The sequence below is a fragment of the Nocardioides sp. BP30 genome, from assembly GCF_029873215.1.
In the GTDB taxonomy this organism is placed as follows: Bacteria; Actinomycetota; Actinomycetes; order Propionibacteriales; family Nocardioidaceae; genus Nocardioides.
Genome location: NZ_CP123620.1, coordinates 4,103,695 through 4,125,319, shown reverse-complemented (window position 1 = coordinate 4,125,319; position 21,625 = coordinate 4,103,695). Strand labels below are relative to the sequence as shown.

Here is a 21,625-nt window from a genome sequence, read left to right as displayed (position 1 = left end):
GCGCGGAGCGAAGCGAGTACGCCGATGAGTCTCGCCAAGGCCTACCTGCAGATCGAGGGCGGCACCCAGATCCCGTGCCTCTACAACCCCGAGCAGCTCTCGCTGAGCCGCCGCAACAGCTGGAGCGCGCCCTCGATGCCGGGCAAGGGCGTCTCGACGGCGCAGTTCAACGGCACCGAGTCCGCGTCGATGTCGCTGGAGCTGAAGTTCGACACCACGCTGGAGGGCGTGCCGGTCACCAACTACACCGGCAAGATCCTGGCGCTGATGGAGCCGGACCCGAGCCTGGCCGGGTCGGACGAGACCAGCAACAACGCCCGCCCGCGGACCGTCACCTTCGGCTGGGGCAACCTGCAGAGCTTCGAGTCGGTCATCACCTCGCTCAGCCTCACGTTCACCTACTTCTCCGAGAGCGGTACGCCGCTGCGTGCCGACATGAGCCTGACCCTCATGCAGTACCAGCAGTCGGACGCCTTCGGGCCGCAGAACCCCACCTCCGGCACGCCTCGGCCGCACCGGGTGCACCGCGTCCAGCCGGGGGAGACCCTCGACCGGATCAGCGCGCGCTACTACGGCGACGCCACCAAGTGGCGGGCGCTGGCCTCGGCCAACGGCCTCGAGGACCCCCTCGCCGTACGGCCGGGCACCGTCCTCTCCATCCCGCGGCTGGGCTCGGCATGACCATCACCCTCGCCCCCGAGATCAAGGTCGGTGGACAGGACCTCGCAGCCGTCTGGCTGGACCGGCTGGTCGGCGTCCGCATCGACCTGCAGGTAGGCCTGGTCGGCCGGGCCACGCTGCGCTTCCGCGACTTCGGAGCGGCCCTGGCGCAGGCGTCGCTGTTCACGCTCGAGAAGTCGGTCACGGTGGGCAGGGCCGGGGCCGCGAGCCCTGTCTTCACCGGCACCGTGGTGGGCATCTCGCTCGACCAGGGGGAGAGCCGCCAGCCCGAGCTCGTGGTGACCGTCGACGACGCCGCACACAAGCTGGCCCACGGCACCACCACCAAGACCTACCTCAACAGCAGCGTGAGCACCGTCGTCGGCGACGTCCTGCGCGCGCACGGCCTCTCGGCCAGCAGCGCCCAGCCGGAGAGCGCCACCCATCCCTACCTGCTGCAGTCGGGCACCGACCTGGACTTCCTCAACGAGATCTGCGCGCGCACCGGCCGGGTCTGGTGGGTCGAGGGCGCGAGCACGCTCCGCTTCGAGAAGGCCGGTACGTCGGACACCACCGTCGCGCTCGTCTTCGGCAAGGACCTGGACGGGTTCTCGGTCAAGGCCACCAGCCTGCGGCCGGACAAGGTCCAGGTCGTGGGCTGGGACCCGGCGCAACAGCAGATGATCACCGGTGACTCCGCCACCCCGTCGACGAAGTCGAAGGGCGACCTGGTGGACCCCTTCCTCAGTGACCTCAACGGCGGAGCGAAGACGTTGGTGGTCCGCGACGCGGCGCCGATGGACGCCGACGAGGCGACCGCGATGGCCTCCTCGATCTTCGCGGCCGCCGCCTCCGACGGTGTCGTGGCACGGGGCACGGGCGACTTCAACCCGGCCATCGCCCTGGCGACGACCGTCAACGTCAGCGACGCCGGTCCGGCTTCGGGCAAGTACCTGGTCACGGCGATCGAGCACGTCTACGACATCAGCGGCTTCACCACCCGCTTCACCGCGGGCCCGCACCGGCCGCGGCACCTGGTCGACGTCCTCGGCGTCCCCGTCGACGGGAGTGGCTTCACCCTTCCGGGCGTGATCACCGGTGTCGTCACCAACGTCGCCGACCCGGACAACGCGGGCAAGGTCAAGGTCACCTACGCGACCCAGGGCAGCACCGTGGAGTCGCCGTGGGCGAGGGTCGTCACGATCGGCGCCGGCAAGGGCCGTGGGCTGGAGTTCCAGCCCGAGGTCAACGACGAGGTGCTGGTCGCCTTCGAGCAGGGCGACACCCGGCGGCCGCTGGTGCTCGGGGGACTCTTCAGCGCGAAGAACACCCTGCCGACCTCGCCCAAGGCGGGCAACGTGGACGGCTCCAGCATCGCCTACCGCCGGATCACCTCGCGGCTGGGCCACGTGATCGAGCTGGCCGACGGCACCTCCGAGGACAGCAAGTACGTGCTGGTCAAGCTGGCCGGCGGCCAGCACCAGCTGCGGATCGGAGCGGACAAGACCGATCTGACGATCGCCAACAAGGAGCTCACGATCACCAACGGCGCTGCCAAGATCGTCTTCTCCGAGCAGGGCGACATCACGATCCAGGGCAAGAGCATCACGCTCAAGGCGGACACCACGCTCGACGCGCAGGCGGGTACCAAGGCCTCGGTGGCCGGCAAGACCGGGGTGGACGTGCAGGGCGCGGAGGTCAAGATCGACGGGCAGGCGAACACGACGGTCCAGGCCGGCGCCCAGCTCGCCCTCAAGGGTGCGGTGGTGATGATCAATTGACCAGTGGACCGCACGAGGGCCGGCTGCCGGCCCGTGTCACCGGCCAGCGCGACCCGAGGGTGCCGGCCGGTACCGACCCCTCCTTCCTGGGTAGCGGCTTCGCCTGGCCGCTCGGCGTGGACCACACCGGCTCGATCCGGCTCTCGGATCCGGTCGCGGACCTGGACCGGTCGATCGAGCTGGTGCTGATGACGGCACCGGGGGAGCGGCTGATGCGCCCGCAGTTCGGCTGCCGGATCTGGGACCTGCTCTTCGAGCCGGTGACGCCGAACCTGCTGGGTCAGATCGCCGTGTCGGTGCGCCAGGCGATCGCCCAGTGGGAGCCCCGGGTCGAGGTGGACGAGGTAGTGCCCGTGCCCGACCAGGACGAACCGGCCCTGGTGCGGATCGGCATCGCCTACCGGATCCGAGCCACCAATGACCGGCGCAACCTGGTCTACCCGTTCTACCTGATCCCCCACGACAGCGAAGAGTGAGCCGATGCCTCTCCCCACTCCCGGCCTCGACGACCGGACCTTCCAGAGCATCGTCGACGAGGCGAAGCGGCTGATCCCGCGCTACGCCCCGGAATGGACCAACCACAACGTCTCCGACCCCGGCGTGGCGCTGATCGAGCTGTTCGCCTGGATGAGCGAGATGGTGCTCTATCGGGTCAACCAGGTCCCCGAGCGGCTCTACACCCACTTCCTCAACATGGTCGGGATCGAGCCGTTCCCGCCGTCGGTCGCACGTGCGGACCTGACGTTCTGGCTCTCCGCCGTGCTCGAGGCTCCCGTGGTCGTGCCGGCCAACACCCAGGTGATGACGGCGGCGAGCGCCGCCGACGGCGCCGACGCGGTGGTCTTCAGCACCACCGAGGAGCTGGTGATCGCCCCGCCGGTGCTCGAGGCCGCGCAGACCGTCCAGGTCGCCGGCACCGTCGACAACGTGTGGGAGGACCTGCGCTTCGGCACCGAGGGCGTGCGTGCGTTCGCCTCGCCGCAGCTGAGTCCCGGCGACGCGCTCTGCCTCGGCTTCCACGACAGCCTGGCCGGGATGGTGATCCGGCTGGTGGTCGAGGCCCAGGCCGAGGGCATCGGCGTCGACCCCAACCGGCCGCCGCTGGCCTGGGAGGTCTGGAACGGCGGGGGCTGGATCGGCTGCACCGTCCACCAGGACTCCACCGGCGGCCTCAACCGGGCCGGCGAGATCGTGCTGCTCGTCCCGGTGGAGCACGCGCCGTCCACTGTCGGCAACCAGGCCGCGTACTGGCTGCGTGCCCGGCTGCTCGCGCCGCTGCCGGGCCAGCCGACGTACCAGGCCTCGCCGCGGGTCCGCGGCCTCAGCGTCGAGGCGCTGGGTGGCACCGTGCTGGCCGAGCATGCCGAGCAGCTGCCCGGCGAGGTCATCGGCCGCAGCGACGGTACGCCGGGCCAGAGCTTCGTGGTCTCGCGCACGCCCGTGCTGCCGCGTCGTACCGGTGAGCACGTGCTCGTCCGCGACGGCGACCAGGAGACGATCTGGCGCGAGGTGGAGGACTTCTCGCTGGCCGGTCCCGACGACCGGGTCTATGTCTGGGACGGCGGGTCGGGCATCGTCCGCTTCGGGCCGCGGGTGCGCTACGCCGACGGCACCGTGCGCCAGCACGGCGCCATCCCGCGCGACAGCGCTCGGATCGAGGTCAGCGGCTACCGGCACGGTGGCGGCGTGCGTGGCAACGTCGGGGCCCGGACCCTGACCCTGATGCGCACGACCGTGCCGTTCGTGAACGCCGTCTCCAACCTCGGCCGGGCGAGTGGCGGCGTGGACGCCGAGACCGTCGCCGAGGCCAAGGAGCGCGGTCCGCTGACCCTGCGCACCGGGCAGCGCGCGGTGACGGTGGGCGACTTCGAGCGGCTGACGCTCGAGGCATCGCCCGAGGTCGCCCGAGCGCGGTGCCAGGCGGCCGGTCCCGGCAACGCGCACGTCCAGCTCCTCGTCGTCCCGCAGGTCCGGCGCGAGGTCGGCGAGCATCACCTCGACGACTACGCGATCTCGCCGTCGCTGATGGAGACCATCACCGCGCATCTGGACCAGCACCGGATCGTGGGCACGGCGATCGAGGTGAGCACGCCGTACTACCAGGGCGTCTCGGTCGTGGCGCTGGTGCACGGCGACCCCGGCCGCCCACCGGCGTTGGTGCAGCAGCGCGCCGTGGACGCGCTGGACCGCTACCTGAACCCGCTCATCGGCGGTGCCGACGGCACCGGCTGGCCCTTCGACGCCGACGTGAACGCCGCGACGGTCACCCAGCTGCTGGAGTCGGTCGAGGGGGTCGAGCGCGTCGAGGAGGTGCTGCTCTACGAGTTCGACCTGCGCACCGGTCGCCGGCTCGGGGCGGCCCGGGACGTCATCCGGCTCGACCGGCAGTCGCTGTTCCTCTCCGCGGCGCACCGGGTGGTCGTGCGATGACGCTCGCCCCCTACATCCCACAGCAGCCGAGCGGGCAGCTGCGGCCGCGCCGGGACCCGGACTGGATGGTGCACCAGCTGCCGGTCCAGATGGTCGCGCACGACTTCTTCCGCAGGTTCGTCTCGATCTTCCAGGAGCTCGGTACGACGCTGCTGGAGGATGCCGACAACATCGACCACATCCTCGACGTCACCGTCGCTCCGCCGGAGCTGGTGCGGTGGTTGGGATCGTGGATCTCGGCCGCGCCGATCGACGAGGCGCTGCCCGAGGAACTGCAGCGCCGGATGGTGCGCAGTGCCGCTCGCACGCTGACCTGGCGCGGCACAGCGCACGGCCTGCGCGAGTTCCTCGAGCTGCTCAGCGACGGTCCGGCCGAGGTCGAGGACGGCGGCGGCATCTGGCGCAGCGGTGAGGCACCGGCCGACACCGCCTGGGTCCGGCTGCGGGTGGCCTCCACCGGCCAGCTCGCGGTGGCCGAGTTCGTCGAGCGGATCCGTGACGAGGTGCCGGCGCACGCGCGCGCCGAGCTCTATGTGGGCGACGAGCTGGTCTGGCGATCAGGGGAGGATGCCGGCTCGCACGGGTCGGCGTACGGGAGGAAGGCATGACCAGCGAGCAGCAGGCGGACCAGCGGGCGGCGGTGGCCTGCCCCGAGTGCGGTACGCCGGCGCAGGTCGCGCTGAACCGGCGCGAGTCCCACGACTTCTGCGAGAAGTGCGACTTCCCGCTGTTCTGGACGCCGTCGGAGGTCATCCGCGACGGTGGCCAGGGCAGCGGCGAGAACCTGAGGCGCCTGCCCGGGACCGCCGGCCGGGTGACCGTCGCCTCGATCCCGTGCCCGACCTGCGCCGAGGCCAACCCGGTCGGTGCCGAGACCTGCCTGCGCTGTGGAGGTCCGATGGTGTTGGTGACGGCACCCGAGCCGATCACCGTCGTCGCCGCGCCACCGCCACCCGCCCCCGAGCCGGTGCCCGAGCCGGCCGGGATCGACTGGTACTGGTGGCTGGTCGGTGGGGCGACGCTGGTAGCGCTGATCGCCCTGATCGTGGTAGTGCTCGCGCGCTGATCCGGCGTCCGGGGGGTTTGCTGCGGGGTGCTGCGGGCACCTGATTCCTGAACCCGGATCGAAGACGTTGAGAATTCCTGTCTTCGAGGGTTTCCTTCCGCCCTGGTGTTGGTACTGTGCTGCTTGCAACAGGTGCAAGTTCCAAGTGGTCTGACGCCCGCGGAGTTTGTGATCCAACGGCGTTTCTGCTCTGTGCCCGCTCATCCGGGGGACTCCACAGGTCGGAGCGACGGTGTCACCGCATGTGTTGTGGAGCCGTCGATCCTGGCGGCTTCTCGCCCCGACGAAGGAGAAACAGAGCAAATGGCTCAGGGCACCGTGAAGTGGTTCAACGCTGAGAAGGGCTTCGGCTTCATCGCGCAGGAGGACGGCGGCGACGACGTCTTCGTGCACTACTCGGCGATTCAGACCAACGGCTACAAGTCGCTCGACGAGAACCAGAAGGTCGAGTTCGACGTCACCCAGGGTCCGAAGGGCCCGCAGGCGGAGAACGTCCGCCCTCTCTGATCCGATCAGAACGAGGCCCCGACCGCGAGGTCGGGGCCTCGTGCCATTTCCGGGACTCGCGATCAGGCGTCATCCAGGTTGGGTAAAGCCTGGCTCCGCGCCGGTCATGTCGGGGCGGCCATGTTGGTGTTTGGACGTAATCTTGACAGGGAAGGAAACATCGGGGTTTCGCCCGGGGTCGTGAGGACCTCGGTGGCCCGGTGATGAGGAGGACCAGGTGCACGACCAGTTCGACGTCTCGCTCGAAGACGCGGACCTGCTCGGGGAGGTCGAGCTGACCACCAACCTGATCATCGCCGCGAGCGAGTCCGAGGAGCACCTCAGCACCGAGGAGATCGACGAGATCCTTGGGGTGGTTCCGCACGCCCGCCGAGGGTCCTGAGTTCCGGAGTCGGAGGCGATTCCGCCTGCAGCCTTGATACCCCTAGGGGGTAGGGGTAAGTTCGACTCCATGAGCGAGCACGGCTACATCCACCGCAAGGACGACTACCTCAAACGACTGCGACGCATCGAGGGCCAGGCGCGCGGCGTCGCGCGGATGGTCGAGGAGGAGCAGTACTGCATCGACATCCTCACGCAGATCTCGGCGATGACGAAGGCGCTGCACGCCGTCTCGCTGGGCCTGCTGGAGGAGCACATGAGCCACTGCGTGGTCGACGCCGCCCGCAGCAGCGACGCGGAGGCGCAGGAGAAGGTCACCGAGGCCGTCGAGGCGATCACCCGGCTGGTGCGCTCATGAGCACCTTCGAAGGCACCGTCGAGGGCATGACCTGCCAGCACTGCGTCGCCTCGGTGAGCGAGGAGGTCTCGGCTCTGCCGGGTGTCAGCGCCGTCGAGGTCGACCTGGCGTCGGGCGGGTTGCGCGTGACCTCCGACGTACCGCTGGAGCGGGAGGACGTCGCCCGGGCCGTGGTGGAAGCGGGGTACGCGCTGCGATGACCGCCTCGCCCAGCCGCCAGCTCGAACTCGCCATCACGGGGATGACGTGCGCCTCCTGCGCCAACCGGATCGAGCGCAAGCTCAACAGGCTCGACGGGGTCAGCGCGAGCGTGAACTACGCCACCGAGAAGGCCCGGGTCGAGTACGCCGAGGGCATCGGGGCCGACGACCTGGTCGCGGCAGTGGTGGCCGCCGGCTACGACGCCGCGCCCGTCCCGGACGTCGACCCGGGCTCCGATGCGGAGCCGAGCGGGGCGCCCGATCCGCTGATCCGACGGCTCGTGGTCGCCGCGGTGCTCAGCGTGCCGATCGTGGCGATCGCGATGCTCGCGCCCCTCGCCGACGGGCATGGCACCGGATGGGCCTGGGTGACGTTCGCCCTGGCCACACCGGTGGTGACGTGGGCGGCCTGGCCGTTCCACCGCGCTGCCCTGGCGAACCTGCGGCACGGCGCCACCACGATGGACACGCTGGTCTCGCTGGGCGTCGTCGTCTCCTATCTCTGGTCGCTGGGTGCGTTGCTGGGCTCGGGCGAGGTCTACCTCGAGGTCGCCGCGACGGTGACGACCTTCCTGCTGGCCGGGCGCGTGCTCGAGCACCGGGCGAAGCGGAGCGCGGGGGAGGCGCTGCGCGCGCTGATGACCCTGGGCGCCAAGCAGGTGCACGTCCTGCGCGACGGCGTCGAGGTCACGGTGCCGATCGGGCGGCTGGCCGTGGGCGAGCTGTTCGTGGTGCGGCCGGGGGAGCGGATCGCCACGGACGGCGTCGTGGAGTCCGGAGCGTCCGCCGTCGATGCCTCGCTGCTCACCGGCGAGCCGGTGCCGGTGGAGGTGGGCGCCGGGGTTCCGGTCACCGGCGGCACGCTCAACACCCACGGGCGCCTCGTCGTCCGCGCGTCGGGCGTCGGCGCCGACACCCAGCTGGCGCGGATCGCCCGGCTGGTCGAGGAGGCGCAGAGCGGCAAGGCGGCGGCTCAGCGGCTCGCGGACCGGGTCTCGGCGTACTTCGTGCCGACGGTCCTGGTCATCGCCCTGCTGACCTTCGTCGGCTGGCTGGTCGCCGGCCAGCCGGCCTCCGGGGCGATGAGCGCCGCCGTCGCCGTCCTCATCGTCGCGTGTCCCTGCGCGCTGGGTCTGGCCACCCCCACCGCGCTGCTCGTGGGCACCGGTCGCGGCGCCCAGCTCGGCGTGCTGCTGCGCGGGCCCGAGGTCCTGGAGTCCACCCGCCGCGTCGACACCGTCGTGCTGGACAAGACCGGCACCGTGACCCGCGGCGAGCTGCGGCTGATCGAGGTGGTCGCGGGCGCGTCGGCCTCCGAACCGGACGTACGGCGCCGCGCCGCCGCTGTGGAGTCAGCCTCCGAGCATCCGATCGCGCGGGCGATCGCGGGCGCCGACTCGACGAACCCGCCCTCGGTCGATGACTTTGCCGCCCTCCCCGGTCTGGGTGCGGAGGGAACGGTCGAGGGCCGGCGGGTGGTCGTCGGGCGGCCGGATCTGCTGCGCTCGCGCGGGTTGCCGCTCGACGAGGCCCTCCAGGACGCCGTGGAGCGGGCCGAGGCCGCCGGAGCCACCGCTGTGGCGGTCGGCTGGGACGGCTCGGCGCGAGGTGTCCTCGTCGTCGCCGACACCCTCAAGGAGGGCGCGGCCGACGCCGTCGCCGGGCTGCGTCGGCTCGGCCTCGAGCCGGTCCTGCTGACCGGGGACCACGAGCGCGCCGCCCGCACGGTCGCGGGCGAGGTGGGGATCACCGCGGTGATCAGCGGCGTACTGCCTGAGGAGAAGGCCGCGCACGTCCGTGCCCTCCAGGGGGAGGGGCGGGTCGTGGCGATGGTCGGTGACGGGGTCAACGACGCGGCGGCGCTCGCCACCGCCGATCTGGGCATCGCCATGGGCACCGGCGCCGATGCGGCCATCGCGGCCGGTGACCTGACGCTGGTCCGCGGTGATCTGGGGCTGGTCCCCACGGCGGTCCGGCTCGCGCGTGCCACCCTCGGCACCATCCGTGCCAACCTGGCCTGGGCCTTCGGCTACAACGTGGTGCTCATCCCGCTGGCGGTCTCCGGTCGCCTCGAGCCGATGCTGGCCGGTGCCGCGATGGCGCTCTCCTCGTTGTGTGTGGTGGGGAACAGCCTGCGGTTGCGGCGATTCTCGGGGTAGTCCGGGGCGGAAATCAGGGGTTGCGGGCGGCTAGGCCTGCGTTGCGCCCCGGACTACCCCGCCAAAGCCTCAACACGTAGCGAACAACAACGGACCCGTCGACAGGTCCGAGAGCACCGGGGAATCGTTCTTCGGCCGCAGCGCCATCGTCACCACCGCGCCGCTGGCGGCCACCTTGCCGAGCGTGAACCGGTCGGGGAACGTGCCGCCCTGGCCGGGTGCCTGGCCGCTGGCCAGCTTCGCCCGGGTGGTGGCGTTGGTGACGGCCTGGTCGTGGTTGGCGAAGGCGAGGGCCACGCGGACGTCGCCGGCCTTGCCCCCGGGCCCCGGCTCGCGCGCCATGGCGAACCCGAGCACGGGGTTGACCTTGCCCGCCTCGCTGATCAGCTGGACGCCCTGCGCCTCGTCGGTCGGGTCGGCGTTGCCCATGGCGAGCTTGCCGCAGGTGTAGTCGCCGTCGTAGATCTCGGCCGCCAGCGGCTCGTCGACGGCATCGACCACCCGCGCGATCGGCTGCGGCACCGACCCTGCGCCGAGCTTGTCGACCGCCTGGGCGAGGAAGCTGTCGGTGTCGCTGGTGACCACCAGGTGGCGATGCTCGTCGAGGGAGACGTAGGACAGGATCGGTACGCCGCCCGTGCCGTCCACGGCACTGCCGTCCCACACCCCGTCGGCGCCCTGGGGCGCGGTGAAGCCGGCGGCTTTCAGGTGCGTGCGGATGCTGGCGAAGGACACCGAGTCCGCGACGCGCAGCAGCAGCGTCGCGCCGCTGGTCGACTGGGTGAGGAGCTCCCAGGACAGGGTCGCCGGGGTGAAGCCGAACGCCGAGTGCATCAGGTCCACCGACGTGGTCAGGGAGGAGGCCGGCGTGAGGTCTGCGTCGTACCCGGCGTCGAGGAGCTTGCTGTCCGAGGAGGTCCCGAGCGCGGCACGCACGGCCGCCCAGTCCGTCCAGGAGTAGCGCTGCGCATCCTTCGGCGCCAGCGCCATCGCCCGCTGGAGGTCGCTGCGGCGTGCGGCGTCCCAGGCCTTCACCCCGACCACCACGGCGACACCGAGGAGGACCACCACCGCCGTCGCCAGCGCGATCGTCCGGGTCCGCATCCGTCGCAACGCCACGGTGGACAACCTAGGCCACCGGCCCATGCGTGCGCCTGCTGCCCGACGCTGCGAGGAGCCGCATAACCTACCCCCATGCGTGCACCCACCCGGGACATCGAGGCCGCGGGGGCCGTCGTCTTCCGTCGGCGCAAGGGCGAGTGCCGCGAGGTCCTGCTGGTGCACCGGCCCAAGTACGACGACTGGTCCTTCCCCAAGGGCAAGCTCGACCGCGGCGAGCACGTCACCGCTGCCGCCGTCCGCGAGGTCGAGGAGGAGACAGGGCTCCCGATCCGGCTCGCCCGGCCGCTGCGGCCGCAGCGCTACCGCGTCGGCCGCGGTTGGAAGCGGGTGAGCTACTGGACGGGACGGGTGCGCGAGGGTGGGGACGACGACGTCAGCGGCTACCAGCGCCCCGGCGAGATCGACCGGGCCGCCTGGGTGCCGATCGCCGACGCGAGCCGGATGCTGACCTACCCGCATGACCGGGCCACGCTGCGCGAGGCGATCGCCGCCCGCAAGACGACGTACCCCCTGATCGTGCTGCGGCACGGCGAGGCCCGTGCTCGCGACACCTGGCGCGGTGCGGACCCGGAGCGGCCGCTGCTGGCGGCCGGCAAGCGCCAGGCGGCGCGGCTTCCCGGCGTGCTCGCCGCCTACGGGGTCACCCGGATCGTCACCTCCACCAGCGAGCGCTGCCGGCAGACGGTCGAGCCGTACGCCGCCGTCGCCGACGTACGGCTGGAGTCCACCACGCTGCTCAGCGAGGAGGGCGCGGCCGAGGTGCCGACGGGTGCGCTGATCCTCGGGCTCGCGCGTGACCTGGCCGCGCGTGGGCCGCTGGTGGTGTGCAGCCACCGCCCGGTCCTGCCCATGATCTTCGCGGCCCTGGGCATGAGGAAGCTCGCCTTGGAGAAAGGGGAGATGGCGGTGCTCCACCTGCGCAAGGGAAAGGTCGTCGCTATAGAGCGGCACCTACCGCTCTGACAAGTCCCAGGACGGCGAGTTCACCCACTATCCGCCTCCTCCACGCGATTTCGTCTCCGAGACGGCAGGTTGCGTTCACGCCCCGTTCACCGACGGCCCCGGATCCGGTCACTTCGGCTGCCTACCTTCGCTGACGTCAACCTGCGTATGACCACAGGAGAAACTGAAGTGAAGACCTCCCTCCGCCGGGCCGTCGTCCCGGGTGTTGCTGCTCTCGCGCTGGCGGCGTCCCTCGCCGCCTGCGGCGACGACAACAACAACGCCAGCGACAACTCGTCCGACTCGGCCGCCGCTGGCGGCTCCGTCAGCGGCAAGCTCGCCGCTGGTGGTTCGAGCGCTCAGGGCTCCGCCCAGCAGGCCTGGATGGCTGCCTACCAGCAGAAGAACTCCGGCGTGACCATCACCTACGACCCCGTCGGTTCCGGCGCCGGGCGCACGAGCTTCGAGTCGGGCGCCTACCCGTTCGCCGGCTCGGACGCGTTCATCGCCAACCCGTCCGACGAGTACACCAAGGCCAAGAGCCAGTGCGGCGCGGACCCAATCGAGGTCCCGGACTACATCAGCCCGATCGCCGTCGTGTTCAACCTCAAGGGCGTCGACTCGCTCAAGCTCGACGCGAAGACGATCGCCGGGATCTTCGCCGGCAAGATCACCAAGTGGAACGACCCGGCGATCGCGCAGCAGAACAGCGGCGTGAACCTGCCCAGCACGGCGATCCACACCGTGCACCGCTCGGACGACTCCGGCACCACGCAGAACTTCACCGAGTACCTGAACAAGGCCGGCGAGGGCGCCTGGTCCTCGGCGCCCTCGCAGACCTGGCCCTCGACCGACGGCCTGTCGGGCAACGGCACCTCGGGCGTCATCACCGCGATCAAGGGCGGTGACGGCACGATCGGCTACGCCGACGCCTCCCAGGCCGGTGGCCTCGGTGTCGTGTCGATCAAGGTCGGCTCGTCCTACAACGCGCCGTCGGCCGAGGGTGCCGCCGCCGTCGTGGCCAAGTCGGACCTGGACCCCTCGGCCACCGACAGCCAGCTGATCTACGACGTCAACCGCACCGACGGCGCCGACGGCGCCTACCCGCTGCTGCTGGTGTCCTACCTGATCGCGTGCCCGACCTACAGCGACGCGAACACCGCGAACCTGGTCAAGGGCTACTTGTCCTACATCGTCTCCCAGGACGGCCAGCAGGCCGGCGCCTCGGCTGCGGGCTCGGCCCCGCTGAGCAGCGACGTGTCGGACAAGGCCACCGCGATCATCGCCAAGATCGCTGCCAAGTGATCCCGAGCCCGGGTGAGGCCGTCGGCCGAGCCCGGGCTGGCAAGACCTGATGCGGCGGCCCGCCAGATGCGGGCCGCCGCTCACCCACTTCGACCTCAGGAACTGCGTGTCACTCACCGCCTCCCCCGAGCAGACGCCTTCAGGGCCGTCCGGATCAGACTCCGGAACCCGACGGCGTCCCCAGGCGCTCGGCGACCGGATCTTCGCGGGTGCGGCGCTCGGCGCCGGCCTGCTGATACTCGTCGTCCTCGCCGGCGTCTTCGTCTTCCTGCTGATCCAGGGCGTTCCCGGGCTGAGCGTGGATCCGAGCACCTACGGCCAGGGGTTCACCAACTTCTGGTCGTACGTCGGTCCGCTGCTGTTCGGCACGGTCTTCATCTCGATCCTCGCCCTGATCGTGGCGGTGCCGTTCGCTCTCGGGGTGGCGCTGTTCATCAGCCACTACGCCCCGCGCCGACTGGCCACGCCGGTGGCCTACGTCATCGACCTGCTGGCCGCCGTACCCTCGGTCGTCTACGGCCTGTGGGGCGGGCGGGCGCTCTCGCAGGCGCTCAAGCCGGTGATCAACTGGCTGGGGGACTACCTGAACTGGATCCCGCTCTTCAAGGGACCGGCGTCGCCGAACGGGCAGACCGCGCTCACCGCGGCGCTCGTGCTGGGCGTGATGATCCTGCCGATCATCACCGCCATCAGCCGCGAGGTCTTCGCGCAGACGCCGCGGCTCAACGAGGAGGCGGCGATCGGCCTGGGCGCGACCCGCTGGGAGGTCATCCGGCTCGCGGTGTTCCCCTACGCCAAGTCCGGCGTGATCGCGGGCGTCATGCTCGGCCTGGGTCGCGCGCTCGGCGAGACCATGGCGGTGACGATGGTCTACTCGTCCTCGCCGAAGTACATGCTCGACATCATCGGCGACACCAGCCCGCAGACGATCGCGGCCAACATCGCCAACAACTACGCCGAAGCCACGGCCGACAAGCAGCACGTGCTGATCGCTGCCGGCCTGGTGCTGTTCGCGTTCACCTTCGCGGTCAACTTCGTCGCCCGATGGGCCATCAGCCGCGGTGAGAGGAAGCTCGCCCGATGACCGCCCTCCTCGCTCCCTCCACGCTCGCTCGGCCGCGGCTCCCGCGCTGGGCGCCGGCCGTCGTGGCGATCGCCGCGCTGGCCGTCGCCGGGCTGGTCTCGCTGCTGCTCGGCTGGGGCTGGATCGCGCTGCTGATCGTGGCCGGCCTGCTCTACGTCTTCGCGCTGCCGCTGTGGTCGCGCTTCCTCGAGGGCCCGCGCGCCGCGACCGACCGGTTGATGACCAACCTGGTCTGGGCCGCCTTCGTGGTGGTCTGCGTGCCGCTGCTGTGGCTGCTGATCATGGTGGTCCAGAAGGGCGCGCCGCAGATCAACGGCCACTTCCTGACCACCTCGATGCGCGGCGTGTTCGGCTCGATGCCGGGCGGCATCCTGCACGCGCTGCAGGGCACCATCGTGGTGACCATCGCCGCCACCATCATCTCGGTGCCGATCGGCCTGATGACAGCGATCTACCTCATCGAGTACGGCCGTGGCGGCCGCCTGGCCCGGCTGATCACCTTCCTGGTGGACGTGATGACCGGGATCCCCTCGATCGTCGCGGGTCTGTTCGCGCTGGCACTGCTGGTGATGTTCTTCGGTCCGGCGTTCCGCGCCGGCATCGGCGGTGCGATAGCGCTGGCGCTGCTGATGATCCCGACGGTCGTGCGTTCGGCCGAGGAGATGCTGCGGCTGGTTCCGAGCGACCTGCGGGAGGCGTCGTACGCGCTCGGCGTGCCGAAGTGGCGCACGATCGTGCGGGTCGTGCTGCCGACCGCCATCGGCGGCATCGTGACCGGCGTCGTGCTCGCGATCTCGCGCGTGATCGGGGAGACAGCTCCGCTGCTGGTCACCGCCGGTTACAACGACTCGATGAACGGCAACCTGTTCTCGGGCCGGATGACGACGCTGCCGGTCTTCATCTTCAACCAGTACAAGACACCCGGTGCGACGGCCCTCGGCACGCATGCCACCGATCCGCCGGGCTACGCCCGCGCCTGGGGCGCCGCGCTGGTCCTCATCGTGATCGTCATGATCCTCAACCTCATCGCCCGCATCATCGGCAAGATCTTCGCCCCCAAGACCGGGCGATAAGAAGGAACTCCCATGGCCAAGAGCATCGACGTCACCGACCTCGACATCTACTACGGCGACTTCAAGGCCGTCGAGGGCGTCAACATGACCATCAAGGCGAAGGCGGTCACCGCCTTCATCGGCCCCTCGGGGTGCGGCAAGTCCACCTTCCTGCGCTCGCTCAACCGGATGCACGAGGTCATCCCCGGTGCCCGCGTCGAGGGCAAGGTGACGGTGGACGGGCAGTCGCTCTACGACTCCGCCATCGACCCGGTCGAGGTGCGCCGCCGCATCGGCATGGTCTTCCAGCGGCCGAACCCGTTCCCGACCATGTCGATCTATGAGAACGTGCTGGCCGGCAACCGGCTCAACGCCAAGCGGATGCCGAAGTCCGAGGCCGACTCCATCGTGGAGAAGTCGCTGCGCGGCGCGAACCTGTGGAACGAGGTCAAGGACCGCCTCGGCAAGCCGGGCATGGGCCTCTCCGGCGGCCAGCAGCAGCGGCTGTGCATCGCGCGCGCGATCGCCGTCGAGCCCGAGGTCCTGCTGATGGACGAGCCCTGCTCCGCGCTCGACCCCATCTCGACCGCCGCGATCGAGGACCTGATCCACGACCTCAAGTCCGACTACACGATCGTGATCGTCACCCACAACATGCAGCAGGCCGCCCGTGTCTCCGACGACACCGGCTTCTTCAACCTCAAGGCGGCCGGACAGCCGGGTCACCTGGTGGAGTTCAACCCGACCAAGACGATGTTCACCACCCCGGACAACCCGGACACGGAGGCGTACATCTCCGGTCGCTTCGGCTGAGCCGACTGCCCCAGGCACCTGACCTGCCCCTGGCACCTGACCTTTCTCACCGGGACACGCCGGTGGTTGGTGAGAAAGGTCAGGTACGCCGAGGGATCACGGGCTGGGCTGGGCTGCACTGCACTGCACTGGGCCGGTGGTCGCAGTCGATCATGCGGATGGCTTGGCTCGAGACCCGCCGCGGGCGACCGCTTGTGAACGCTCCGCTCTTCGGCGGCCACGGCAGGCACCTGGTCACGCCCGACCTGATCGATCCTGTCGCCGGCGTGGTGGGCGAGTACAACGGCGCACCGCACGACGGCCTCGAGCCGCGCGAGCGCGAGCTTGATCGTGAGGAACTCTATCGACGTCTCGATCTCGAGCTGGTCGTCATGATGAGCGGTGACGTGAGCGCTTCGTGGGTCGGCTGGTCGCGGCCTACCAGCGCGCGGCCGCGCGCCGGCGTACGGGGCTGTGGACCTTGGCCCAACCGCACTGGTGGGTCGACACGTCCACCGTCGCCCAGCGGCGGGCGCTGACCGATCGTGAGCGCCGGGTCTGGCTCAAACGACAGCTGCCCGCCGCGTGACACCTGACGTTCATCACCATCTGTCGGCGTGTCTCGGTGAAGAAGGTCAGGTGCGCGGCCCTCAGACGCCGAACAGCACCCGCAGCACCTCGTACATCCCGGCGGCCACGAGCCCGGCGGCGGGGAAGGTGAGCACCCAGCCGATCACGATGTTGCCCGCCACGCCCCACCGCACCGCGTTGAACCGCTCGGTGGCGCCGGCCCCCATGATCGCCGAGGTGATGGTGTGGGTCGTCGAGATCGGGGCCTGGAAGAAGTAGGCGGTCCCGTAGAGGACCGAGGCGCCGACCACCTCGGCGGAGAAGCCGCGGGCGGGGTCGAGGTGGATGATGCGGCGACCCAGGGTGCGCATGACCCGCCAGCCTCCGGAGTAGGTGCCGAGCGAGATCGCGGAGGCGGCGCAGAGCACCACCCACACCGGCAGGTTCTCGCCGCTGTAGGTGGCGGGGTAGGCGACGGTGAGCGCCAGGAAGATGACGCCCATCGTCTTCTGCGCGTCCTGCAGGCCGTGGCCCAGGGCTAGGGCGGCCGCGGAGACGGTCTGCAGCAGCCGGAAGCCGCGGTAGACCTTGTGCGGGTTGCGCCGCCGGAAGATCCACATGATCGCCAGCATCACCGCGAAGGCGAGCACGAAGCCGACGACCGGGGAGATCACCATCGGCAGCAGCACCTTGTCGATGATCGTGTCCCAGTGCACCGACGCGTACGACGACCCGGCGGCCAGTGCGGCCCCGACGAGTGCACCGATGAGGGCGTGCGAGGAGGACGAGGGCAGCCCGAAGTACCAGGTGAGGAGGTTCCACGCGATCGCGCCCAGCAGGGACGCCAGCACGATCACGAGCGCGTGGTGGGCGTCGGCGGCGTTGAGCCGGAGCACGTCGGAGACGGTGTGCGCCACCTCCTGGCCGAGCAGCGCGCCGACGAAGTTCATCACCGCGGCCAGGATCAGCGCGACCCGCGGTGTCAGGGCGCGGGTGGAGACCGAGGTGGCGATGGCGTTCGCGGCGTCGTGGAAGCCGTTCGTGTAGTCGAAGGCGAGCGCGATCAGGACGACCGCGATCAGGATCCCGAGCGTCACTCAGGATTCCTTGACGGCGATCTGCTCGACGATGTTCGCGACCTTCTCGAACGCGTCGATCGACTCCTCGAGCGACTCCACGATGTCCTTGAGCTTGAGCACCTCCATCGCCTTGAACTCCCCGGAGAAGAGCTTGGCGAGGATGCGGCGGTGGTTCTTGTCGCCCTGGTTCTCCAGGCGGTTGATCTCGATCCAGTACTCATCGAGGTCGCGCAGCGACTGCAGCTTCGGCATCGCCGCCGCCGTCAGCTCGGCGCAGCGCTGCAGGACCGCGACCTGGTCGGACAGCTCGGGTGGAAGCACCTTGACCTCGTAGACCAGGATCTGGTCGACGACCTCGTCCATCGCGTCCATCACGTCGTCAAGGCCCGAGCCGAGGGAGTAGATGTCCTCGCGGTCGAACGGTGTCACGAAGGTGGAGTTGACCCGCCGTACGATCGCATGGGTCGTCTCGTCGGCGGCGTGCTCGGCGCTGCGCATCCGCTTCGCGACGCTCGCGTGGTCGGCCGTCTCGCTCAGCATCTCCGCTAGGAGTGCCGCCCCGGTGACCAAGTGCTGGGCCGATTCCGTGAAGAGGTCGTAGAACGATGTCTCGACCGGACGGATACGCAAACGCACGGGGAACTCCTGGCGTGGGGTGGACGAACGCTCACATGCTAGACGAGCGCGTGGGTGAGGGTGTGAGCGGCGAGTGGTCTCGCGCAGGCGCAAGTCCGCCGCGGCCGTGACGGAAGGGGAGAGGGTTCGGTCTCCAGTGGCCGGTTTCACGCCTTCTGGCGGCGCCGGCGCCGCTGCCGCTCGATCAGCGCCGCCTGCAGGTCCACCGAGCCGTCGTTGAGGGTCCACTCGCCGTCGGGGCCGAGGATCCATGCCCGGGTGTCCGGGTCGAAGGCCAGGTCGAGCAGGTCGCCGATCTCGGTGACGAGCTCGGCGGTAGGCATCTCGACCAGCACCTCGACGCGGCGGTCGAGGTTGCGGTGCATCATGTCGGCCGAGCCGATCCAAGCCCGCGGCTCGCCGCCGTTGTCGAACCAGAAGACCCGGGAGTGCTCCAGGAACCGGCCCAGCACCGACCGCGCCTCGATCGTCTCCGACAGGCCCGGTACGCCGGGGCGCAGCGCGCAGATGCCCCGCACGAGCAGCTCCACCGGCACGCCCGCCTGGGAGGCGAGGTAGAGCGCGTCGATGACCGCCTCGTCGACCAGGGAGTTGGCCTTGAGCCGGATCCGCGCCGGGCGGCCGTTGTGGTGGTGGTCGACCTCGCGGTGGATCTGCTCCACGAGCCCGCTGCGCACGGTCTGGGGAGCGACGAGCAGCTGCTCGTACTCCGGCGCCGAGGACCAGCCCGAGAGGTTGTTGAACAGGTGGGCGACGTCCTCGCCGATCGCCTCGTTGACGGTGATCAGGCCCAGGTCCTCGTAGATCCGCGAGGTCTTGGGGTTGTAGTTGCCGGTGCCGATGTGGGTGTAGCGACGGATCCCGTACTGACCCTCGTCGCGCACCACCATCGCCAGCTTGCAGTGGGTCTTGAGCCCGATCAGGCCGTAGACGACGTGGCAGCCGGCCTGCTCCAGCTTGCGCGCCCAGCGGATGTTGGCCTGCTCGTCGAAGCGGGCCTTGATTTCGACCAGCACCAGCACCTGCTTGCCCGCCTCGGCGGCGTCGATCAGGGCGTCGATGATCGGGGAGTCGCCGGAGGTGCGGTACAGCGTCTGCTTGATCGCCAGCACGTGCGGGTCGGCGGCGGCCTGCTCGATGAAGCGCTGCACCGACGTCGAGAAGGCGTCGTACGGGTGGTGCAGGAGGATGTCGCCGCGCCGCGCCGCCTTGAACACATCGACCGGCGCCGCCGACTCCACCGGCGCGAGCTGGCGGTGCGTCGCGGGCACGAACGCCTCGAACTTGAGGTCCTCGCGGTTGATATCGGCGATCCCGTGCAGGCCGCGCAGGTCCAGCGGCCCGGGGAGGCGGAAGACCTCCTCCTCGGAGATGCCGAGCTCGGAGACGAGCAGGTCCAGCACCGAGTCGCTGATCGACTCCTCGACCTCCAGGCGGACCGGGGGCCCGAACCGGCGGCGCAGCAGCTCCTTCTCCAGGGCGGCGAGGAGGTTCTCGGCGTCGTCCTCCTCGACCTCCAGGTCCTCGTTCCGGGTCACCCGGAAGGCGTGCACCTCCAGGATCTGCATCCCCGGGAAGAGCTTGGAGAGCCGCTCGCGCATGATGTCCTCGAGCGGCACGAACCGGTTCTCGCCCAGCGGCACGAACCGGGTGAAGATCTGCGGGACCTTGACCCGGGCGAAGTGCTCCTTGCCGGAGTGCGGGTCACGGATGAGTACGGCGAGGTTGAGCGAGAGCCCGCTGATGTAGGGGAACGGGTGTGCCGGGTCGACCGCGAGAGGCGTGAGCACCGGGAAGACCCGCTCCTTGAACAGCTTCTTGCAGTGCTTGACCTCGCTGTCGGACAGGTCGCTCCAGCGGACCAGCTGGATGCCCTCGGCCTCCAGCTCGGGCATCAGCTTCTCGCCGAAGACGCGGGCGTGCCGCTCGGAGAGCTCGCGGGTGTTGCGCCAGATCAGCTCCAGCACCTCGCGCGGCATCAGGCCGCTGGCCGCCTTGACGGCGAGGCCGGCCGCGATGCGACGCTTGAGTCCGGCGACCCGGACCATGAAGAACTCGTCCAGGTTGCTGGTGAAGATCGCCAGGAAGCGGACCCGCTCCAGCAGCGGCAGGGACTCGTCCTCGGCGAGCTCCAGGACGCGCTGGTTGAACCGGAGCCAGGACAGCTCGCGGTCGAGGAAGCGGTCCTCGTACTTCTCCACCTCGGCCAGGGCGTCATGATCGGGGACGTAGACCGGATCGAGGTCGTACTCCCGGTCGGGAGCCTCGGCGAGCGTGGGTGACTCCGGGCTCCGGTCGGTGCTCTCGATGGTCATGCGGTCAGTCTGGCACCCCCAGGTGAACGGCGGCTCCCTCGCGAGGGTGTGCTACCAGGCGGTAGGTTCGGGGCGTGAGTGTTGAGTCGCTGCGCCACCCGGTGGAGAAGTTCGCCTTCGTGACCGCCATGAACCTGCCTGCCGCGCTCCAGCGCCGGCTGGCGGGCCGTCCCGTCGTGGTCGACGGCCAGACGCTCGCGGTGGACACCCAGCTGATGCTGCGCCTCACAGCGCTCGCCGGGGAGCCGGACCCCTCGACAAGGCCGATGGCCGAGGGTCGCGCGGCGCTGCTGCGTCAGGCGGTCATCGGTGGCGGCACCCAGAAGATCGGGTCGGTCCGCACCCTCAGCGTCGGCAGCCTTCCTGCCCGCCTCTACATCCCGACGGGCGCCCCGGCCGTGGGCCCGCTGCTCGTCTTCTTCCACGGCGGCGGGTTCGTCTTCGGTGACCTCACCTCGCACGACTCGTCGTGCCGTTACCTCGCCGAGCAGGCAGGTGTCCGGCTGCTGGCGATCGACTACCGACTGGCCCCCGAGCACCCGTTCCCGGCGGCGTACGACGACGCTCTCGCCGCGTTCGACTGGGCGCTCGAGCACGCGGCCGAGATCGGTGCCGACCCCGCCCGGATCGGTGTCGGCGGCGACTCGGCGGGCGGCAACCTGGCCGCCGGCGTCGCGCTGGCCGCCACCGAGCGGTGCGCCTTCCAGCTGCTGGTCTACCCGGTGGTCGACATGGAGGGCGAGACCGAGTCGCGCCGGCTCTTCGGCGAGGGCTTCTACCTGACCACGAGCTTCATCTCGCTGGCCGGCAGTTCCTACATCCCCGACGGCGCGGACCCTCGCGATCCCCGGCTGTCGCCGCTGTTCGCCGAGGTGCCCGAGGGAGTCGCTCCGGCGTACGTCGCCACCGCCGGCTTCGACCCGCTGCGCGACGAGGGCGAGGCGTACGGGCGCAAGCTGGAGGAGGCAGGGGTCAAGGTGGAGATGCGGCGCTTCCCCGACCAGATCCACGGCTTCTTGAACGTGATCGGCGCAGGGCGCAGCGCCAAGGCTGCGGTCACCGAGATCGCGGCTGCGTTGAGGGCGGGGCTGTAGCGGCGGCGGTTTTGACCCTCAGGGGTCAGAACCGCAGGTTGTTGGGCGATGTTTCGGCCTCCAACGTTGGGTTTTGACCCTCAGGGGTCAGA

At 70.3% G+C, this 21,625-nt stretch carries 22 protein-coding genes; 18 read left to right on the top strand and 4 right to left on the bottom strand.

Annotated features, from left to right (window positions below; all coding sequences use genetic code 11):
* Window positions 1-24 precede the first annotated feature (24 nt).
* From P5P86_RS19360 to P5P86_RS19310, 11 genes are all read left to right on the top strand, one after another.
* Window positions 25-681: a CIS tube protein gene (locus tag P5P86_RS19360; RefSeq protein WP_280609083.1), complete on the top strand. Its 657-nt coding sequence runs from the start codon at window positions 25-27 to the stop codon at window positions 679-681.
* A complete protein-coding gene (locus tag P5P86_RS19355) occupies window positions 678-2,441 on the top strand; it encodes a phage baseplate assembly protein V (protein ID WP_280609082.1) in 1,764 nt (587 codons plus the stop codon). The genes P5P86_RS19360 and P5P86_RS19355 overlap by 4 nt, the downstream gene beginning before the upstream one ends.
* The gene (locus P5P86_RS19350; protein WP_280609081.1) at window positions 2,438-2,917 is read left to right on the top strand and encodes a gp25 family contractile injection system sheath assembly initiator; all 480 of its coding nucleotides are present in this window, start codon (window positions 2,438-2,440) and stop codon (window positions 2,915-2,917) included. The genes P5P86_RS19355 and P5P86_RS19350 overlap by 4 nt, the downstream gene beginning before the upstream one ends.
* A 4-nt stretch (window positions 2,918-2,921) precedes the next feature.
* The gene (locus P5P86_RS19345; protein ID WP_280609080.1) at window positions 2,922-4,871 is read left to right on the top strand and encodes a putative baseplate assembly protein; all 1,950 of its coding nucleotides are present in this window, start codon (window positions 2,922-2,924) and stop codon (window positions 4,869-4,871) included.
* On the top strand, window positions 4,868-5,479 hold the full coding sequence (locus tag P5P86_RS19340; RefSeq protein ID WP_280609079.1) for a phage tail protein: 612 nt from the start codon (window positions 4,868-4,870) through the stop codon (window positions 5,477-5,479). Before P5P86_RS19345 ends, P5P86_RS19340 begins: the two co-directional genes overlap by 4 nt.
* On the top strand, window positions 5,476-5,937 hold the full coding sequence (locus tag P5P86_RS19335) for a hypothetical protein (RefSeq protein ID WP_280609078.1): 462 nt from the start codon (window positions 5,476-5,478) through the stop codon (window positions 5,935-5,937). Before P5P86_RS19340 ends, P5P86_RS19335 begins: the two co-directional genes overlap by 4 nt.
* A gap of 303 nt (window positions 5,938-6,240) precedes the next feature.
* The gene (locus tag P5P86_RS19330; protein ID WP_045548871.1) at window positions 6,241-6,444 is read left to right on the top strand and encodes a cold-shock protein; all 204 of its coding nucleotides are present in this window, start codon (window positions 6,241-6,243) and stop codon (window positions 6,442-6,444) included.
* Window positions 6,445-6,661: 217 nt separating this feature from the next.
* Window positions 6,662-6,826, top strand: coding sequence for a hypothetical protein (locus P5P86_RS19325; RefSeq protein WP_280609077.1), 165 nt, complete (start codon window positions 6,662-6,664; stop codon window positions 6,824-6,826).
* Between the two features lie 69 nt (window positions 6,827-6,895).
* On the top strand, window positions 6,896-7,183 hold the full coding sequence (locus P5P86_RS19320; RefSeq protein ID WP_280609076.1) for a metal-sensitive transcriptional regulator: 288 nt from the start codon (window positions 6,896-6,898) through the stop codon (window positions 7,181-7,183).
* A complete protein-coding gene (locus P5P86_RS19315; RefSeq protein WP_280609075.1) occupies window positions 7,180-7,383 on the top strand; it encodes a heavy-metal-associated domain-containing protein in 204 nt (67 codons plus the stop codon). The genes P5P86_RS19320 and P5P86_RS19315 overlap by 4 nt, the downstream gene beginning before the upstream one ends.
* Complete coding sequence (locus tag P5P86_RS19310; protein ID WP_280609074.1) at window positions 7,380-9,542, top strand: heavy metal translocating P-type ATPase; 2,163 nt, start codon at window positions 7,380-7,382, stop codon at window positions 9,540-9,542. Before P5P86_RS19315 ends, P5P86_RS19310 begins: the two co-directional genes overlap by 4 nt.
* A 69-nt stretch (window positions 9,543-9,611) precedes the next feature.
* On the opposite strand, the gene P5P86_RS19305 is transcribed toward P5P86_RS19310, so the two are convergent.
* Window positions 9,612-10,661 (bottom strand): hypothetical protein, encoded by a 1,050-nt coding sequence (locus P5P86_RS19305; protein WP_280609073.1) that lies wholly within the window; start codon window positions 10,659-10,661, stop codon window positions 9,612-9,614.
* Between the two features lie 75 nt (window positions 10,662-10,736).
* On the opposite strand from P5P86_RS19305, the gene P5P86_RS19300 reads away from it, so the two are divergent.
* The 6 genes from P5P86_RS19300 to P5P86_RS19275 all read left to right on the top strand — a co-directional run bounded on the left by P5P86_RS19300 (window position 10,737) and on the right by P5P86_RS19275 (window position 16,428).
* The gene (locus tag P5P86_RS19300; RefSeq protein ID WP_280609072.1) at window positions 10,737-11,627 is read left to right on the top strand and encodes an NUDIX hydrolase; all 891 of its coding nucleotides are present in this window, start codon (window positions 10,737-10,739) and stop codon (window positions 11,625-11,627) included.
* Window positions 11,628-11,795: 168 nt separating this feature from the next.
* Window positions 11,796-12,911 carry a phosphate ABC transporter substrate-binding protein PstS gene (locus tag P5P86_RS19295; protein WP_280609071.1) on the top strand — a complete coding sequence of 372 codons (1,116 nt, stop codon included), beginning with the start codon at window positions 11,796-11,798 and terminating at the stop codon, window positions 12,909-12,911.
* 106 nt (window positions 12,912-13,017) lie between these two features.
* Window positions 13,018-13,995 (top strand): phosphate ABC transporter permease subunit PstC, encoded by a 978-nt coding sequence (gene pstC, locus P5P86_RS19290; RefSeq protein WP_280609070.1) that lies wholly within the window; start codon window positions 13,018-13,020, stop codon window positions 13,993-13,995.
* The gene (gene pstA, locus P5P86_RS19285; RefSeq protein ID WP_280609069.1) at window positions 13,992-15,068 is read left to right on the top strand and encodes a phosphate ABC transporter permease PstA; all 1,077 of its coding nucleotides are present in this window, start codon (window positions 13,992-13,994) and stop codon (window positions 15,066-15,068) included. The genes pstC and pstA overlap by 4 nt, the downstream gene beginning before the upstream one ends.
* A gap of 12 nt (window positions 15,069-15,080) precedes the next feature.
* Window positions 15,081-15,860: a phosphate ABC transporter ATP-binding protein PstB gene (gene pstB / locus P5P86_RS19280; RefSeq protein ID WP_280609068.1), complete on the top strand. Its 780-nt coding sequence runs from the start codon at window positions 15,081-15,083 to the stop codon at window positions 15,858-15,860.
* Window positions 15,861-16,257: 397 nt separating this feature from the next.
* Window positions 16,258-16,428, top strand: a complete 171-nt coding sequence (locus tag P5P86_RS19275; protein ID WP_280609067.1) for a hypothetical protein — start codon at window positions 16,258-16,260, stop codon at window positions 16,426-16,428.
* A gap of 61 nt (window positions 16,429-16,489) precedes the next feature.
* On the opposite strand, the gene P5P86_RS19270 is transcribed toward P5P86_RS19275, so the two are convergent.
* The 3 genes from P5P86_RS19270 to P5P86_RS19260 all read right to left on the bottom strand — a co-directional run bounded on the left by P5P86_RS19270 (window position 16,490) and on the right by P5P86_RS19260 (window position 20,439).
* Window positions 16,490-17,506, bottom strand: coding sequence for an inorganic phosphate transporter (locus P5P86_RS19270; protein WP_280609066.1), 1,017 nt, complete (start codon window positions 17,504-17,506; stop codon window positions 16,490-16,492).
* A complete protein-coding gene (locus tag P5P86_RS19265) occupies window positions 17,507-18,124 on the bottom strand; it encodes a DUF47 domain-containing protein (protein ID WP_280609065.1) in 618 nt (205 codons plus the stop codon).
* A gap of 146 nt (window positions 18,125-18,270) precedes the next feature.
* A complete protein-coding gene (locus P5P86_RS19260; protein WP_280609064.1) occupies window positions 18,271-20,439 on the bottom strand; it encodes an RNA degradosome polyphosphate kinase in 2,169 nt (722 codons plus the stop codon).
* A gap of 74 nt (window positions 20,440-20,513) precedes the next feature.
* Here P5P86_RS19260 and P5P86_RS19255 point away from each other — a divergent pair, with 74 nt between their 5' ends.
* On the top strand, window positions 20,514-21,533 hold the full coding sequence (locus tag P5P86_RS19255) for an alpha/beta hydrolase (RefSeq protein WP_280609063.1): 1,020 nt from the start codon (window positions 20,514-20,516) through the stop codon (window positions 21,531-21,533).
* The last annotated feature ends 92 nt before the right edge of the window (window positions 21,534-21,625 follow it).